The organism is Rhizobium mongolense USDA 1844, from assembly GCF_000419765.1.
In the GTDB taxonomy this organism is placed as follows: Bacteria; Pseudomonadota; Alphaproteobacteria; order Rhizobiales; family Rhizobiaceae; genus Rhizobium; species Rhizobium mongolense.
Map to the genome: position 1 here is coordinate 15,533 of NZ_ATTQ01000036.1, position 14,159 is coordinate 29,691.

Annotated in this window: 18 protein-coding genes; all 18 read left to right on the forward strand. The window is 64.3% G+C overall.

All coding sequences use genetic code 11. The features are described 5' to 3' along the window. The first annotated feature begins 12 nt into the window (after positions 1-12). The 18 genes from cybH to A3C3_RS47565 all read left to right on the forward strand — a co-directional run bounded on the left by cybH (position 13) and on the right by A3C3_RS47565 (position 13,961). Positions 13-732 carry a Ni/Fe-hydrogenase, b-type cytochrome subunit gene (cybH, locus tag A3C3_RS0133965; RefSeq protein WP_022718973.1) on the forward strand — a complete coding sequence of 240 codons (720 nt, stop codon included), beginning with the start codon at positions 13-15 and terminating at the stop codon, positions 730-732. Then, entirely contained in the window at positions 733-1,341 is a 609-nt protein-coding gene (locus tag A3C3_RS0133970) for a HyaD/HybD family hydrogenase maturation endopeptidase (RefSeq protein ID WP_022718974.1), read from the forward strand. It begins immediately after the preceding gene. Positions 1,342-1,351: 10 nt separating this feature from the next. Then, positions 1,352-1,921 (forward strand): nickel permease HupE, encoded by a 570-nt coding sequence (gene hupE, locus A3C3_RS0133975; protein WP_022718975.1) that lies wholly within the window; start codon positions 1,352-1,354, stop codon positions 1,919-1,921. Positions 1,922-2,016: 95 nt separating this feature from the next. Beyond that, positions 2,017-2,313: a HypC/HybG/HupF family hydrogenase formation chaperone gene (locus tag A3C3_RS0133980; protein WP_022718976.1), complete on the forward strand. Its 297-nt coding sequence runs from the start codon at positions 2,017-2,019 to the stop codon at positions 2,311-2,313. 165 nt (positions 2,314-2,478) lie between these two features. After that, on the forward strand, positions 2,479-2,928 hold the full coding sequence (locus A3C3_RS0133985; RefSeq protein ID WP_022718977.1) for a thioredoxin domain-containing protein: 450 nt from the start codon (positions 2,479-2,481) through the stop codon (positions 2,926-2,928). After that, positions 2,925-3,773: a hydrogenase expression/formation protein gene (locus tag A3C3_RS0133990; protein ID WP_022718978.1), complete on the forward strand. Its 849-nt coding sequence runs from the start codon at positions 2,925-2,927 to the stop codon at positions 3,771-3,773. Before A3C3_RS0133985 ends, A3C3_RS0133990 begins: the two co-directional genes overlap by 4 nt. Continuing rightward, positions 3,770-3,985, forward strand: a complete 216-nt coding sequence (locus A3C3_RS0133995; RefSeq protein ID WP_022718979.1) for a rubredoxin — start codon at positions 3,770-3,772, stop codon at positions 3,983-3,985. The genes A3C3_RS0133990 and A3C3_RS0133995 overlap by 4 nt, the downstream gene beginning before the upstream one ends. Continuing rightward, complete coding sequence (gene hybE / locus A3C3_RS0134000; protein WP_022718980.1) at positions 3,975-4,499, forward strand: [NiFe]-hydrogenase assembly chaperone HybE; 525 nt, start codon at positions 3,975-3,977, stop codon at positions 4,497-4,499. The genes A3C3_RS0133995 and hybE overlap by 11 nt, the downstream gene beginning before the upstream one ends. Further along, a complete protein-coding gene (locus A3C3_RS0134005) occupies positions 4,496-5,605 on the forward strand; it encodes a nickel-dependent hydrogenase large subunit (protein ID WP_022718981.1) in 1,110 nt (369 codons plus the stop codon). Before hybE ends, A3C3_RS0134005 begins: the two co-directional genes overlap by 4 nt. Next, positions 5,598-5,939, forward strand: coding sequence for a hydrogenase maturation nickel metallochaperone HypA (hypA, locus tag A3C3_RS0134010; RefSeq protein WP_022718982.1), 342 nt, complete (start codon positions 5,598-5,600; stop codon positions 5,937-5,939). The genes A3C3_RS0134005 and hypA overlap by 8 nt, the downstream gene beginning before the upstream one ends. Then, a complete protein-coding gene (gene hypB / locus A3C3_RS0134015) occupies positions 5,939-6,799 on the forward strand; it encodes a hydrogenase nickel incorporation protein HypB (RefSeq protein WP_022718983.1) in 861 nt (286 codons plus the stop codon). The genes hypA and hypB overlap by 1 nt, the downstream gene beginning before the upstream one ends. A 3-nt stretch (positions 6,800-6,802) precedes the next feature. Continuing rightward, positions 6,803-9,079 carry a carbamoyltransferase HypF gene (hypF, locus tag A3C3_RS0134020; RefSeq protein ID WP_022718984.1) on the forward strand — a complete coding sequence of 759 codons (2,277 nt, stop codon included), beginning with the start codon at positions 6,803-6,805 and terminating at the stop codon, positions 9,077-9,079. Continuing rightward, positions 9,070-9,300: a HypC/HybG/HupF family hydrogenase formation chaperone gene (locus A3C3_RS0134025; RefSeq protein ID WP_022718985.1), complete on the forward strand. Its 231-nt coding sequence runs from the start codon at positions 9,070-9,072 to the stop codon at positions 9,298-9,300. The genes hypF and A3C3_RS0134025 overlap by 10 nt, the downstream gene beginning before the upstream one ends. Beyond that, positions 9,297-10,454 carry a hydrogenase formation protein HypD gene (gene hypD / locus A3C3_RS0134030; RefSeq protein WP_022718986.1) on the forward strand — a complete coding sequence of 386 codons (1,158 nt, stop codon included), beginning with the start codon at positions 9,297-9,299 and terminating at the stop codon, positions 10,452-10,454. Before A3C3_RS0134025 ends, hypD begins: the two co-directional genes overlap by 4 nt. Further along, the gene (gene hypE, locus A3C3_RS0134035) at positions 10,451-11,503 is read left to right on the forward strand and encodes a hydrogenase expression/formation protein HypE (RefSeq protein ID WP_022718987.1); all 1,053 of its coding nucleotides are present in this window, start codon (positions 10,451-10,453) and stop codon (positions 11,501-11,503) included. Before hypD ends, hypE begins: the two co-directional genes overlap by 4 nt. A 9-nt stretch (positions 11,504-11,512) precedes the next feature. Beyond that, positions 11,513-13,198, forward strand: coding sequence for an enoyl-CoA hydratase-related protein (locus A3C3_RS0134040; RefSeq protein ID WP_022718988.1), 1,686 nt, complete (start codon positions 11,513-11,515; stop codon positions 13,196-13,198). Next, a complete protein-coding gene (locus tag A3C3_RS48295; protein WP_022718989.1) occupies positions 13,195-13,542 on the forward strand; it encodes a response regulator in 348 nt (115 codons plus the stop codon). The genes A3C3_RS0134040 and A3C3_RS48295 overlap by 4 nt, the downstream gene beginning before the upstream one ends. 170 nt (positions 13,543-13,712) lie before the next feature. Next, positions 13,713-13,961 carry a hypothetical protein gene (locus A3C3_RS47565; protein ID WP_233450493.1) on the forward strand — a complete coding sequence of 83 codons (249 nt, stop codon included), beginning with the start codon at positions 13,713-13,715 and terminating at the stop codon, positions 13,959-13,961. Positions 13,962-14,159 lie beyond the last annotated feature (198 nt).

Genomic DNA, 14,159 nt, shown 5'->3' on the forward strand with positions numbered 1-14,159 from the left:
GGAGGACAAGTCATGACTATCCACGAAACTCTCGCAGCCGCCGACGCCCACGGCGAAAAGGCCGTCGAGCGCCAGAGCATCTATGTTTACGAAGCCCCGGTGCGCATCTGGCACTGGGTCAACGCCGTCTCGATCCTGACGCTCGCGCTAACCGGCTATTTCATCGGCTTGCCGCTGCCTTCCGTGCCGGGCGAGGCCATCGCCAGTTTCCTGATGGGGTATATCCGCTTCATCCACTTCGCGGCGGGGCAGGTCCTTGCCGTGTTCCTTATCCTCAGGGTCTACTGGGCCTTTGTCGGCAATATCCATGCCCGCCAGATCTTCTATTTGCCCTTCTGGAGCGGCCGCTTCTGGAAGGAATGGCTGCATGAGGTGCGGTGGTACACGTTCTTGGCCCGGCAGCCGAATGATGTCGGCCACAATCCTCTTTCCCAGTTCACCATGTTCCTGATGTTCACCCTGCCGCTCTTCTTCATGGTGATCACCGGCTTTGCGCTCTACAGCGAGGGTGTCGGCCGTGACAGCTGGGAATATGCTCTCTTCGGCTGGGTGTTCTCGATCTGGCCCAACAGCCAGGACATCCACACATTCCACCATCTCGGCATGTGGGTAATCCTCGTCTTCGTCATGGTTCACATTTATGTGGCGATCCGCGAAAACATTATGAGCCGCCAGAGCATCATCTCGTTGATGATTTCCGGCGAACGGCTCTTCAAGGACAGGGAGGACTGAATGGTCGCCCCAAATCCCTTGGCCTCTTCGCCTTTCCCGCGGATTCTCGTGCTTGGCATGGGCAATATCCTCTGGGCCGATGAAGGCTTCGGCGTGCGCGCCGTGGAAACCTTCCACAAGGCGTATCGGGTGCCTGACAACGTCACCATCCTCGATGGCGGCACGCAGGGGCTCTATCTCGTGCAGTTCGTCAATGGACACGATCGTTTGATCGTGTTCGACGCCATCGACTACGGCCTCGAGCCGGGCACGATGAAGATCGTGGAAGACGACGAGGTGCCGAAATTTACTGGCGCCAAGAAGATGAGCCTGCATCAGACCGGCTTCCAGGAGGTGCTGAGCGCCGCTGACCTCATGGGGCACTATCCCGATCGGCTGGTTCTCGTCGGGTGCCAGCCGCTGGATCTCGAGGACTGGGGCGGCCCGCTGACGACGCCGGTCAAGGCAGTCATACCACGCGCGATCGAAACGGCAGTAGGAATACTGCGGGACTGGGGCGTCGTCGTCACTGCGCGACCGGAAGGAGCAGCGGTTCCGCCACTACTTGAAAACGACATCGATTTCGAACGTTACGAGCGACGAGCCGAATCGGCCGCATTGCGCTATTGAGGAGGATTTCATGAATTTCCGTAGGTTTGCGGCGACGCTCGTCGCGATGGCGCTACCGGGCATCGCCCACGCGCATGTCGGCCTTCACACCGACAGCGCGCTTGCCGGCTTCAGCCATCCGTTCAGCGGTCTCGATCATATCCTGGCGATGGTCGCGGTCGGCTTCTGGGCCTTGACGCTGGGCGGTAAAGCCCGATGGATCGTTCCCTTGGCCTTCGTGACGGTCATGGCGGTGGGGGGCGCCCTGGGCACTTACGGCCTCGCTTTTCCAATGGTGGAAACCGGGGTCGCGCTGACCGTCGCGCTGCTCGGTCTGCTGGTTGCTTTCGAAGTGAAGGTTTCAACGTCGGTCGCGGCGACGGTGGTTGGAACATGCGCGCTCTTCCATGGCCACGCCCATGGCACCGAACTTCCGGCGATGGCGCATGCGGGCGGCTATGTGGCGGGCTTCATGGCTGCCACGGTCATCCTGCATCTCACCGGTTTCGGGCTGGCCTTGTTGAGGTTCGGCAACGCCCAGCGAGCGCGGACCGCCGGCGTGGCCATTGCCCTTGCCGGTGTAGTCCTGCTGGCCGGCTGAACTTCTCCCAGGGCTGAGGCCGGTCGGGAGTCGTGTGGGCACCCTGCGCACCGCGGCTCCCGATTTCAAGATCTGGACGACGGAGGAGGAGCATCATGTGCATCGGCATTCCCATGCGGGCCGTCGCCGGCAATGACTTCGTCGCGCACTGCGAGCGACATGGCCGGATATCCTCGATCTCCCTCATGCTGGTCGGCCCACAACCGCCGGGAACCTACCTACTCACCCATCTCGGCTCCGCCATCCGGGTGCTGGACGCCGACGAGGCCCGCGCCATCGACAACGCACTCGCGGGTCTTGCTGAAGCTGTCGAGGGGAGGGCTTTCGAGGCCCTCTTTGCCGATCTCACCTCGCGCGAGCCGGAACTGCCGCCGCATCTGCGTAGCGAGTGAGAAGAAAATCCAAAGTGGAAGGACTTTCCATCCAGATGCCCGCGATACTTTGTGAAGGCGGAAATTTGTCTTCCAGATCAACGGAATCTAACTTTCCCAAGTCTGGCACGCCGCTTGCTTATCATTTCCTTTGAGTGTTTTGCATCGTGATTTGTGGAGGAGACTATGCCATCTGTCCTGGTCCGCGCCCTGAGCGAGCGGTCGCGCCTGCCCCTCATCGACGAGACGAATATCGATGCCTTCCTCGCTCCGGCGGCGGGTGAACCCGACAATGCCGTGCTGTTCTTCACCGGCGATCCGTCGCAGCGGCCGGAAGCCGATGACGTCGCCGTCGTCCTCCCGCATATCCTCCAGGCCTTCCAAGGCCGCTTGCGCGGCGCCGTGGTCCTCCGCACGGCCGAAGACAAGCTAAAGGTCCGCTTTAACGTCGTTGTGATGCCGAGCCTCGCCGTGACTCGTCGAAACCAACCGGTCGGCGTGCTGGGCAAGATCCGCGACTGGTCCGAATATGTCGAGAAGATCAGCGCCTGGCTCGCGCCCGACGCGCCGGTCATGGTGCCCTCGGGCGGATCGAAGGTCGAGATCACCCATGCCGGCAAGGAGATCGTGCGATGAAGGCCGGCTTCTGGGTCGCCCCCGAGGGCGAGGATGCGGCGATGACGGTGATGCCGATCGGCGCCGAGCCGCCGCTGCGTGCACGCAAGCTCAATTTCCTTGCCACCAGCAGCGCCGAGGAAATGATCCGCCGATGTCGGCGGACGGCGATGCTCCTGCCGGAACTCGCTGACGCGCTCGCCGTTCAGAAGGCCGATCGGCCGGGCCGGCTATTCGACATCACCGATTTCCCCGACGACGACAAGGAACTGATCGCCCAGACTCTCGGCGAGGGCGAGGTCGCCGGCGTCGCGGCATTGGCGAACGGCATCACGGCCCAGATGCAGGAGGCGGTGATGGCTGGCGTCTGGCGCGTCCGTTTCACCGACGGTGAGGGCCGGCTCATTGTCGACTATGTCGAGGTCGCGACCATTCCCGCCGCTGTCAAACAGGCGTGCTCGGCGCTGCCGGAGTCGATCAGCCACGGGCCGGCGCCGACCGGCGCCATGAACGTCATGCCCGTGCTGACCGAGATCGGTGATCGCATCGCCCGTTACAGCGACGGTGATCCGGGCCATATCATCACCTTCTCGCTCTTCCCGATGAGCCCGGAAGACATGACCTTCCTGCAGGAAACGCTGGGTGCCGGGCCGGTGCAGCTCACCTCGCGCGGCTATGGCACCTGCCGCATCGTGCTGACCGGCGCGCGCAATGTCTGGTCGGTTCAGTTCTACAACGCCATGGACACGATCATCCTCGATACGTTGGAGATCTGCGACATTCCCTCGGTCGCGATCGCCGCCGAGGATGATTTCCGCGACTCCGAGGCGAGGCTGCGTGAGATCGAGGAGGCCTATTTCAAATGAGCGCCTTCGAGAATTTCGGCAAGCGCGAGACCGTGTCGGACGACGACCAGATGGAATGCGGTATCTGCTGGCATGTCTATGATCCCGCTGAGGGTGACCCGGTCTGGCAGATTGCTCCGGGGACGTCGTTTGCAGACCTGCCGGAAGACTGGCGCTGCCCAAATTGCGATGCGCTGCCATCGAAGTTCATGAGGCTAGGTGATGGACGCTGACGTCGCAGAGAGGGCCGAGATCGATCCCGCGCAGGCGCTCGGCCGGCGGCTCGAGGCCTGCTACCGGCACATTTACGCGACCGCCATGGCCGATGTGCCGATCTGCAATCCCGCGCTTGGCATTGCCTCGACCGGTTTTCGGACTTACGGCGGTCGTGCGTTCGGCATCGTGACTACACCATGGTTCATGAATCTCGTGGCAGCGGATCTTCCGCAGGGACCTTCCTCCGCCCCAGCCGCCACCGGTACGACCCTCCGTGTCGGCCTGCCGGCGGGTGAGGTCGGGTTCATTGCCGGTGAACTCGATGCGATTGACCGTGTCGATTCCTGCTCGCTGTTTTCGCCGGTCTTCGAGTTCGCGACGATGGAGGCAGCCCTCGAAACAGCGGACGAAGCGGCCCGGGCCTTCTTTGATCCTGCCACGCTCGAACCGCCGCCCGCCCCGCCCGCGGCGGTCAACCGGCGTGACTTGTTGCGCGGGCATTTCCGCAGGCGCGAGGAGGCGTCGGAATGACGTTCCTTCTCGGGGCAGGCACGATAAGGGTCGACGTAACCGTGTCGCGCGCGCTTGCCTGTTCCGTCGCGGTGAAGGCGAACCGCCCGCAGGGGCTGACGCGCATGTTCGTCGGCCGCAGGCCCGAAGAGGCGCCCCCTCTTGCCGGTCAAGTCTTTTCGCTCTGCGGTTTTGCACAATCCGTAGCGGCGCGGCTCGCCGTCCTGAATGCAGCGGATATGGCGATGAAGGTGGACGAACGGATCGGCTCCGGCGCCGGATTGCTCGCCGAGCGGATTTTCGAAACCTTGCGGGCGCTCATCCTCCATTGGCCATGCCCCCTGCCGGCATCGCTCGGCGCAACCGCCGGTAGACATCTCCGCGAAGCGCTGGCCGCTTCGCAAGAGATCATCGCCGCGGCAAAGGCCGGGCAAATCGACAGGGCGCATTTGGCGGCCGCCGCTGCGCGGCTGTCTGCGGCGGCCAGCGAGCTCGGCATCCCGAGCCAGGGCGACACACCTTTGCCGGAATCAGCCTGCGCCGCGATGTTGCAGGATATAGGCGACGATCGGGTCTTCAATGGCCGGCGGCCCGATCCACTGACCATTAATGACGATTCGGAAGTCATCGCCCGGCTTTGCGCTGAGCCCGGCTATGCAAGCCTGCCGCATCTCCAAGGCCGCGTCGCGGAGACGGGCGCGTATGCCCGGCTCGCCGCCGATGACGTGGAGGCTTCCCATCTGGTCCAACGACTGCTAGCCCGCATCAACGACGTGCGCCTCTGCCTCAAGCAACTGACGGCTCTCGCAGCAACCGGCAAGCACGACGGAGCATCACTCGCCTGCGGCGGGCCCACGCCGGGCGCCGGTGGCTACGGTGCTGTGGAATGCGCGCGTGGCCGGCTCTATCATCAGGCCGAGATCGGCGGCGACGGCAGGCTTTCGTCCTATCGCATCCTCGCCCCGACCAAATGGAATTTTCATCCCGCCGGCCCCTTCGTCGAGACACTGCTGTCGTCACCAGTCGGGACCGATGAGGCCGCCGTGAGATCGGTCTCGCGGCTCGCGGTCCTGTTCGATCCCTGCGTGGCCTTTGAGGTTAATGTTCGTGAGGCCGCCCATGCATGAAATGTCGCTGATGGAGAGTGTGATCGAGATCGTCTGCGACACGGCTCGGCAGAACGGCGCGGCACGCGTCAAGTCGGTCCGGCTCGATGTCGGCGTGCTGAGCCACGTCGAGCCGGACGCGCTGATGTTCTGTTATCAGGCCGTGAGACACGGCACGATTGCTGACGAGGCGACGCTCGAGATCAACCGCATTGCCGGCGAGGGCTGGTGTCTCGACTGCGGCAAGACGGTCGCCTTGGAGGAGCGGTTCGGCGCCTGCCCGGACTGCGGACGGCATCGGGTCCAGATGACGGCAGGCGACGAATTGAAGATCAGGGATATGGAGGTGAGCTGATGTGCACGGTATGCGGTTGCGGGACTTCTTCCATCGAGGGTCACAAGCACGAGGAGGGCGGGCACCGTCACAGCCATGACCACGACCACCATGGCGATGGCGGGCATGGTCATCACCATGCCGCGGACTGCAGCGTCCATTATGGCAAGGGGATCGCCGGCGTCAATGTGCCAGGCATGAGCCAAGAGCGGATCATCCAGGTGGAGAGAGACATCCTCTACAAGAACGACGCTTATGCGGAAGAGAACCGGCGATATTTTGAGCGCCAGGGCATCTTTGCGCTCAACTTCGTCTCGAGCCCCGGCTCGGGCAAGACCAGCCTGCTGGTCCGCACGATCAATGACCTAAAGGACCGCCTCACGATCTCGGTTATCGAAGGTGACCAGCAGACCTCGAACGACGCGGCTCGGATCCGCGAGACCGGCGCCCGCGCCATCCAGATCAACACGGGCAAGGGCTGCCACCTCGACGCCCACATGGTGGGCCACGCGGCTGAGGATCTCGCGCTCGAACCAGGCTCTGCGCTCTTCATCGAGAATGTCGGCAACCTCGTCTGTCCCGCCGCCTTCGATCTCGGCGAGGCCCACAAGGTTGTGGTGCTGTCAGTCACCGAAGGCGAGGACAAGCCGCTCAAATATCCCAACATGTTCGCCGCCGCCGACCTGATGATCCTCAACAAGGCCGACCTGCTGCCGCATCTCGATTTCAATGTCGGCCTCTGCATCGCCAACGCCCTGCGCGTCAATCCGCGCCTCCAGACGCTGACGGTCTCCGCCCGCACGGGAGAGGGCATGGAAGCCTTCTATGCCTGGCTCGAGGCATCTGCCGCCCACCGGGCCGCGCGACCGAAGGTGGCATGAACCATGGCGAGGGCGCTCGCACGACCGATCGAAAACCCGATCCGGCGGCTCAGGCTCCGGGTGCGCGGCGCCGTGCAGGGCGTCGGGTTCCGGCCCTTCGCCTACAGGACCGCGAGGACTATGCGGCTTTCTGGCTTCGTGCTGAACGACAGTGCCGGCGTGCTGATAGAGATCGAGGGTCCGGATGCGGGCCGGTTTCCCGACGCGATCCGGACCCAGGCGCCGCCGCTCGCCCGCATCGACTCGATCCACGTGCTCGAACTCTCGCCGGCCGGTGGCGAGCGGTTCGAGATCCTCGAGAGCCTTGGCGGCAAGAGCGCGACCCGGATCGGCGCGGATGCCGCGACCTGCGCCGAATGCCGGTGTGAGCTGACCGATCCCGCGAGCCGCTTCTTCGGTTATCCCTTCGTCAACTGCACCCATTGCGGCCCGCGCTTCACCATCACTCGCGCGCTGCCCTATGACCGGACGCAGACCTCGATGGCATCGTTTCCGATGTGCCGGGCCTGTGCCTCGGACTATATCGATCCAGAGAACCGGCGCTTCCATGCCGAGCCGGTCGCCTGCCCCGATTGCGGCCCGAGTCTCAGCCATTCGATCGCGGAGATTGCGGCGCGGCTCGAAGGCGGCGCCATCGTCGCGCTCAAGGGCATCGGCGGTTTCCACCTGCTCTGCGACGCCCGCAACGATGCAGCGATCGATTTCCTCCGGCTGCGCAAGGGTCGTGACCAGAAGCCGTTTGCCGTCATGGTCGCCGGCATCGAGGCGGCGCGGCAGTTCGCACGACTGAGCGAAGCCGAAGAAGCCTTGCTGGCCTCGCCCGCGAGCCCGATCGTGTTGGTCGATGCACGTGCCGGTGCGCTCTCCAACCTCATCGCGCCCGGCCTCGCGCGGATTGGGCTGATACTCGCCTATGCTCCACTGCATCATGTGCTGCTCGACGAACTCGCCTGCCATTCGCCGCACCGACCTGCAGCGCTGGTCGCGACCAGCGCCAATCCTGGTGGTGAGCCCCTTGTGGCCGACAACGCCGACGCCGAGCGCCGCCTTGCCGCGATTGCGGATCTGATCGTCACCCATGATCGCGACATCACCGTCCGCGCCGACGACTCCGTCATGCAGGTCATCGATGGCGCCCCCGCGTTCATCCGTCGCGCCCGCGGCTTCGTGCCCGAGCCCGTCGATCTCGGCGAGGATGGACCTGCGGTGATCGCCACCGGCGCCGACCTCAAGAACACTATCTGCGTCACACGTGGGCGCGAGGCCTTTCTCTCACAGCATATAGGCGGCCTCAACAATGCCGAGGCGATCCGTTTCCAGCGCGAGGTGATCACCCATCTCTGTTCGATCCTGGACGTGAAGCCGGAATTCGCGGCCTCGGACCTGCATCCGGATTTCCGTTCGGTGCGGATGGCAGAGAGCCTGGGCCTGCCGGTCGTGGCAGTCCAGCATCATGTCGCCCATGTCGCGGCCGTGGTGGCGGAGCATCGGCTTTCCGGCCCGGTTCTCGGGCTTGCGCTCGATGGCCACGGTTTCGGCGCCGATGGCACGAGTTGGGGGGGCGAAATGCTCATCGCCGATGGGGGTCATTGGCGCCGAGCGGGATCGCTTGCATCGCTGCCGCTGCCCGGTGGCGACCGCGCGGCGCGTGAGCCTTGGCGCATGGGGGTGGCAGCCCTGCAGGAGGCCGGATGCATTGATTTCGCGTCGCAGCTCTGGCCAGGTCATCCGGGTGTTGCGCAGCTCACGGCGATGTTCGAACGCGGTATGCAGCCGTCCCGGACAACCAGCCTCGGCAGGCTCTTCGATGCCGCCGCGGCGATAGCAGCCATTCGTCTCGTCCAGAGCTACGAAGGGCAGGCGGCGATGGAGCTCGAGGCCCTGGTCCGGGCGCCGCGCTGTCTCTCCGACGGCTATGCAATCCGGGACAGGGTGCTCGATTTCCGGCCGCTCATCCTGCATCTTGCGCGGGAAGGACTGAGCGGTGCTGACGCGGCCGATCTCTTTCACGGTACGCTGATCGCGGGACTTGCGGAATGGGCCGCGAGGGAAGCGGCATCCCTCGGCATCCCGGAGGTCGCGCTCGGCGGCGGATGCTTGATGAATCGGGTCCTTGCGGCCGGACTTGCGCAAGCGCTTCGGGACCGCGGTCTCAAGCCTTATTTGCCACGTCTCGCGCCGGCCAATGACGGCGGCATCGCGCTCGGCCAGGCCGCCCATGCGCGGCAGGTCATCATGAACGAGAATGCATCAGCGGAGGAGAGCCGGACATGTGCCTAGCGATACCGGTCCAGGTCAAGGAAGTACTGCCCGACAACATGGCGAAGGTCACGCTCGACGGCGTATCGAAGATCGTTTCGACCGCGCTGATCGACGATGTCCGGCCGGGCGACTATCTCGTCCTTCATGTCGGCTATGCGCTCGCGAAGATCGATCCGGAGGAGGCGGAAAGGACGCTCGCCCTCATCCGCGAAGCTGCTGCCATGGGAGATGCGGCATGAAATATATCGACGAATATCGCGACGGCAGGCTCGTCAAGGATATCGCCCGGCAGATCGCCGCTCTCGCCGATCCGGCGCGTTCCTATCACTTCATGGAGTTCTGCGGCGGCCATACGCATGCTATTTCCCGCTATGGTCTCGAGGACCTGCTGCCGGCCAATGTGCGGATGATCCACGGACCGGGTTGTCCCGTCTGCGTGCTGCCGATCGGCCGTATCGATGCGGCGATCGCGCTCGCCATGCGGCCGGAGATCACGCTCTGTACCTATGGCGACCTGATGCGCGTGCCGGGCCCGAACGGATCGAGCCTCTTGAAGGCCAAGGCGGCCGGCGCCGATATCCGCATGGTTTATTCGACGCTCGATGCGCTCAGAATCGCCGAGGCCGAGCTCGAACGCGAAGTGGTGTTCTTTGCCATCGGCTTCGAGACAACGACGCCACCGACCGCGCTCGCGCTCAAGGCGGCGATAGCCAAGGGGCTCGGCAATTTCTCGATCTTCTGCAATCACGTACTGACGCCGGCGGCGATCCAGAACATCCTGGAAAGCCCTGACGTTCGCAAGCTCGGCACGATCAAGATCGACGGTTTCGTCGGTCCTGCCCACGTCTCGACCGTCATCGGCACCGAACCTTACGAATTCTTCGCCGGGGAATTCCAGAAGCCTGTGGTGGTGGCGGGCTTCGAGCCGCTCGACGTCATCCAGGCGATCCTGATGCTGGTGCGCCAGATCAATGACGGCAGGCACGAGGTCGAGAACCAGTATATCCGCGCGGTGACCGCGCTCGGCAACGAAAAGGCCCAGGCCGAGGTGGCGAATTTCTTCGAGCTGCGCGAGAGCTTCGAATGGCGCGGTCTCGGCGAAGTGCCCTATGGCGCGCTGCGGCTCCGGCCGCAATATGTGGCCTACGACGCCGAGAAGCGCTTTTCGATGGTGACGCCCGCCGCGAAGGACAACCCGGCCTGCGAATGCGGCGCGATCCTGCGCGGCGTCAAGAGGCCGGCCGACTGCAAGCTGTTCGGCACGGTCTGCACGCCCGATACACCGATGGGCTCCTGCATGGTGTCGTCGGAGGGGGCCTGCGCCGCGCACTGGACCTATGGCCGCTTCCGCGAGAAGGCGCGGCAGGTGGATGTGGGGAGGGCGGTCGCATGAACATGATGATCAAGGCCTACAGGCGCAAGCTCGATGTCGCGAACGGCCGTGTCGACCTTTCGCACGGGGCCGGCGGGCGCGCCATGGGCCAGTTAATCGAGGGCATTTTCCACAAGGCTTTCGACAATGACTGGTTGAGGGCCGGCAACGACCAGTCGGCCTTTTCGGTGCCTGGCGGGCGGATGGTGATGACCACGGACGGCTACGTCGTTTCGCCGCTTTTCTTCCCCGGCGGCAATATCGGTACCCTCGCCGTGCACGGCACGATCAACGACATCGCCATGGCGGGCGCGGTACCGCTCTATCTGTCGGCAAGCTTCATCATCGAGGAGGGTTTTCCGTTCGCCGATCTCGAGCGCATCGCCCAGAGCATGGGCGCCGCCTCGCGCGAGGCCGGCGTGCCGATCATCACCGGCGACACCAAGGTCGTCGAGCGCGGCAAGGCCGACGGCGTCTTCATCTCGACCGCCGGCGTCGGCATGGTTCCGGACGGGCTCGATCTCCGGTCGGACGCCGCCCGGCCCGGTGATGCGGTGATTATTTCCGGCTCGATCGGAGACCATGGCGTCGCCGTGATGTCGAAACACGAGAACCTGGAATTCGACACCGACATCGCCTCCGACAGCGCGGCCCTGCACGGGCTGGTAGCAGACATGGTCGCGGCTGGCGGGGCGCATATCCGGCTAATGCGCGATCCGACGCGCGGCGGCATCGCCGCGACGCTGAACGAGATCGCCAGCCAGTCGCGGGTCGGCTTCCGCATCGACGAAGACAAGATCCCGCTCAAACCGGAAGTGGCTGCAGCCTGCGAGTTCCTCGGCCTCGATCCGCTCAATGTCGCCAATGAAGGGAAACTGGTAGCAGTCGTTGCGCCGGAGGGCGCTGACGCCGTGCTCGCGGCGATGCGCGCCCATCCGCTTGGCAGTGAGGCGGCGCTGGTCGGCCACGTTGTGGCCGACGACAACTGCTTTGTCCAGATGACGACCTCGTTTGGCGGCGGCCGGATTGTCGACTGGCTGTCGGGCGAACAACTGCCCCGGATCTGCTAAGAGCGGGTGATGCGCATCCTGCTTCTCTGCCACAATTTCAACTCGCTCTCCCAGCGCCTGCATGTCGACCTGAGACGGGCTGGTCACGAAGTGACGGTCGAGCTCGACATCCATGACGACTTCACTCGCGAGGCGGTCGCTCTCTTTTCGCCGGACCTCGTGATCGCACCCTTCCTCAAGCGGCCGATCCCGGCCGATGTCTGGCGCGGAACGCTCTGCCTGATCGTCCATCCGGGCATCCGTGGCGATCGCGGCCCGAGCGCCCTCGACTGGGCGATCCTCGACGGCGAAGCGACCTGGGGCGTCACACTGATCGAGGCTCGGGAGGAGATGGATGCGGGGCCCGTCTGGGCTTGGGCGGAATTTCCGATGCGTCCCGCTCGGAAGTCGAGCCTCTACCGACACGAAGTGACCCAGGCTGCCGTAGCCTGCGTCTTCGAAGCGATCGGCCGCATCGAGCGCAGGGAAGGGGCGGCGCTGCCGGCGAACTGGGGCAGGGGGTGCGAGCGACCCGCCTGCCGGAGGTCCGACCGTATCCTCGACCCGACCCGACACTCGGCCGAGGAAGCGCTACGCATCATCCGGGCGTCGGACGGAGATCCCGGCGCTACGATGACGATCGCCGGACAGACTTTCCTGGTGTTTGACGCCGAGCGTGCGGAAGGAGTTCCGGGGCCTGCCGGCACGCTCATTGGCCGTTCGCGGCACGCTCTCGCCATGGCCTTCCGTGAGGGGGCGCTGTGGATCGGCCATCTCCGGCGACCGGATTCCCGCTCGCTGAAACTGCCGGCGCTCCGGCTGCTCGGTGCCGAAGCAAGCGATCTGCCCATCATCGAAGGACCCGAACCCTGCCGTTACCGGGAGGAGAACGGCGTCGGACTTCTCGAATTCCGCTTCCACAACGGCGCGATGTCGTCGGAAGATTGCGATACCTTGCGCAAGGCGATCACGAGGGCCAAGGCACACTCGCTTCCGGTTCTTGTCCTGCAGGGCGACGCGGATCGCTGGTCGAACGGCATCCATCTCGGTATCATCGAGGGCGCCAACAGCGCCGCCGACGAATCCTGGCGTAATATAAACGCGATGAACGACTTGGTGCGCGAGATCATCGAGACCGATGACCGACTGGTTGTTGCCGCGGTGCTCGGCAATGCCGGGGCTGGCGGCGTTTTCCTGTCGCTTGCCGCCGACGAAGTCTGGATGCGCGAGGGCGTCATCCTCAATCCGCACTACAAGGACATGGGCAATCTCTACGGCTCGGAATACTGGACCTATCTGCTGCCGGCTCGGGTCGGCGAGGACCGAGCCCGCCGCGTGACCCAGGCAAGGCTGCCGATGGGGGTCGACGAGGCGCTTGAACTGGGGCTCGCCACCCGGCGCCTGCCGGGAAATGTAGAATCCGCCGATTGGGAACTGCTCCGCGCTGCCGCCGAACTCGCGGCCTCTCCCGATCTTGCCCGGCGGATTGCTGCCAAACGGGCGCGCCGCACTGGCGACGAGGCCGAGAAACCGCTTGCCGCCTATCGGGAAGAGGAACTGCGGCGGATGCGGCGCAATTTCTACGGCTTCGACCCGAGCTATCACGTGGCGCGCTACAATTTTATCCACAAGACGCCCAAGTCCCGTACGCCCGTCACGCTCGCTGTCCACCGCGCGAACGCCGACCACTCGGACCGTAGGAGCACCATGCGATGACGAACCCGCTCGCAACCGTTCTCGTGGTGGGCGACGAGGTGTGCTCAATCGAGGCTATCCAGCGGGTTCTATCCGATGAATTCGAGGTCATCGGCGCGCGCAATGCCAAGGAAGCCGAGGACGTGCTGGAAGGCGAGATGGTGCAGGTGATCCTATGCGACCAGCGCATGCCCAGCGATTCGCGAAGGTGCCCGGAACAGCTGAAGCGAGGTCATAGTCGGGGCGATCGAAGAACATCCGCGCATGGAGGATTTGGCGGCGGCCTGGTCCGAAAACCTCGCCTTCGGCATCGCGGTAGACTTGCAGGCCTCCTACGCGACCGGCGTGCGCGCCTAAACAGCTGACCCGGCTACCCTTTCCAATGCGTTGGTGACGCTTGCGGAAAGCGAATGGACCTACGGTTCGGTCAGCCGAGCAGAAAAGCTGTTCGGCCATGAGCCTGGAGAAGGTGCGGAATAGGTCAGATCACTCTGCAAGCGATACCCGCGACATGCCGATGGTCCTGGGATTGGTCATGTTATCGGCACTGATTTTCGTCTGCATCAACATTCTTGTCGCAGATGAGAAGCTGGCCGATTATATAAAGCGCCTCGACGAGAGCGATGCTGACGAGGAGAAGGCAACCGGCAGCAACGGTTCGGGCGGCGGCATGGCGGAGAAGATCGCGGCGATCAAGGGCAAGCGAGATCGCCACAAGGCGCTGCTGGACGGTGGAGGCGGCGATGGAAACACTCGGCGTCGATCGGATCGAAGCGGTTGCTGACCGGGGCTACTTCAAGATCGAGGATATCGAGGCCTGCGAGAAAGCGGACATCCCGCCTATGTGCCGAAGCCGATCCGGGGCCCTGCCGTGCGCGAGGGCTTCTTTTCCAAGGAGGAATTCCGCTACGATCCGGACAAGGACATTTTCCTTTGCCCCGGAGATCAGGTGCTCTCGCCCCGTCATTACGGCAAGTCACGC

Coding starts and splice junctions, on each gene's coding strand:
- hypA (WP_022718982.1), top strand. CDS start 5,598: ATGCATGAAATGTCGCTGATGGAGAGTGTGATCGAGATCGTCTGCGAC.
- A3C3_RS0134025 (WP_022718985.1), top strand. CDS start 9,070: ATGTGCCTAGCGATACCGGTCCAGGTCAAGGAAGTACTGCCCGACAAC.
- hybE (WP_022718980.1), top strand. CDS start 3,975: ATGGACGCTGACGTCGCAGAGAGGGCCGAGATCGATCCCGCGCAGGCG.
- A3C3_RS0133995 (WP_022718979.1), top strand. CDS start 3,770: ATGAGCGCCTTCGAGAATTTCGGCAAGCGCGAGACCGTGTCGGACGAC.
- hupE (WP_022718975.1), top strand. CDS start 1,352: ATGAATTTCCGTAGGTTTGCGGCGACGCTCGTCGCGATGGCGCTACCG.
- A3C3_RS48295 (WP_022718989.1), top strand. CDS start 13,195: ATGACGAACCCGCTCGCAACCGTTCTCGTGGTGGGCGACGAGGTGTGC.
- hypE (WP_022718987.1), top strand. CDS start 10,451: ATGAACATGATGATCAAGGCCTACAGGCGCAAGCTCGATGTCGCGAAC.
- hypF (WP_022718984.1), top strand. CDS start 6,803: ATGGCGAGGGCGCTCGCACGACCGATCGAAAACCCGATCCGGCGGCTC.
- A3C3_RS47565 (WP_233450493.1), top strand. CDS start 13,713: ATGTTATCGGCACTGATTTTCGTCTGCATCAACATTCTTGTCGCAGAT.
- A3C3_RS0133985 (WP_022718977.1), top strand. CDS start 2,479: ATGCCATCTGTCCTGGTCCGCGCCCTGAGCGAGCGGTCGCGCCTGCCC.
- A3C3_RS0133980 (WP_022718976.1), top strand. CDS start 2,017: ATGTGCATCGGCATTCCCATGCGGGCCGTCGCCGGCAATGACTTCGTC.
- hypB (WP_022718983.1), top strand. CDS start 5,939: ATGTGCACGGTATGCGGTTGCGGGACTTCTTCCATCGAGGGTCACAAG.
- A3C3_RS0134005 (WP_022718981.1), top strand. CDS start 4,496: ATGACGTTCCTTCTCGGGGCAGGCACGATAAGGGTCGACGTAACCGTG.
- A3C3_RS0133970 (WP_022718974.1), top strand. CDS start 733: ATGGTCGCCCCAAATCCCTTGGCCTCTTCGCCTTTCCCGCGGATTCTC.
- cybH (WP_022718973.1), top strand. CDS start 13: ATGACTATCCACGAAACTCTCGCAGCCGCCGACGCCCACGGCGAAAAG.
- A3C3_RS0134040 (WP_022718988.1), top strand. CDS start 11,513: ATGCGCATCCTGCTTCTCTGCCACAATTTCAACTCGCTCTCCCAGCGC.
- hypD (WP_022718986.1), top strand. CDS start 9,297: ATGAAATATATCGACGAATATCGCGACGGCAGGCTCGTCAAGGATATC.
- A3C3_RS0133990 (WP_022718978.1), top strand. CDS start 2,925: ATGAAGGCCGGCTTCTGGGTCGCCCCCGAGGGCGAGGATGCGGCGATG.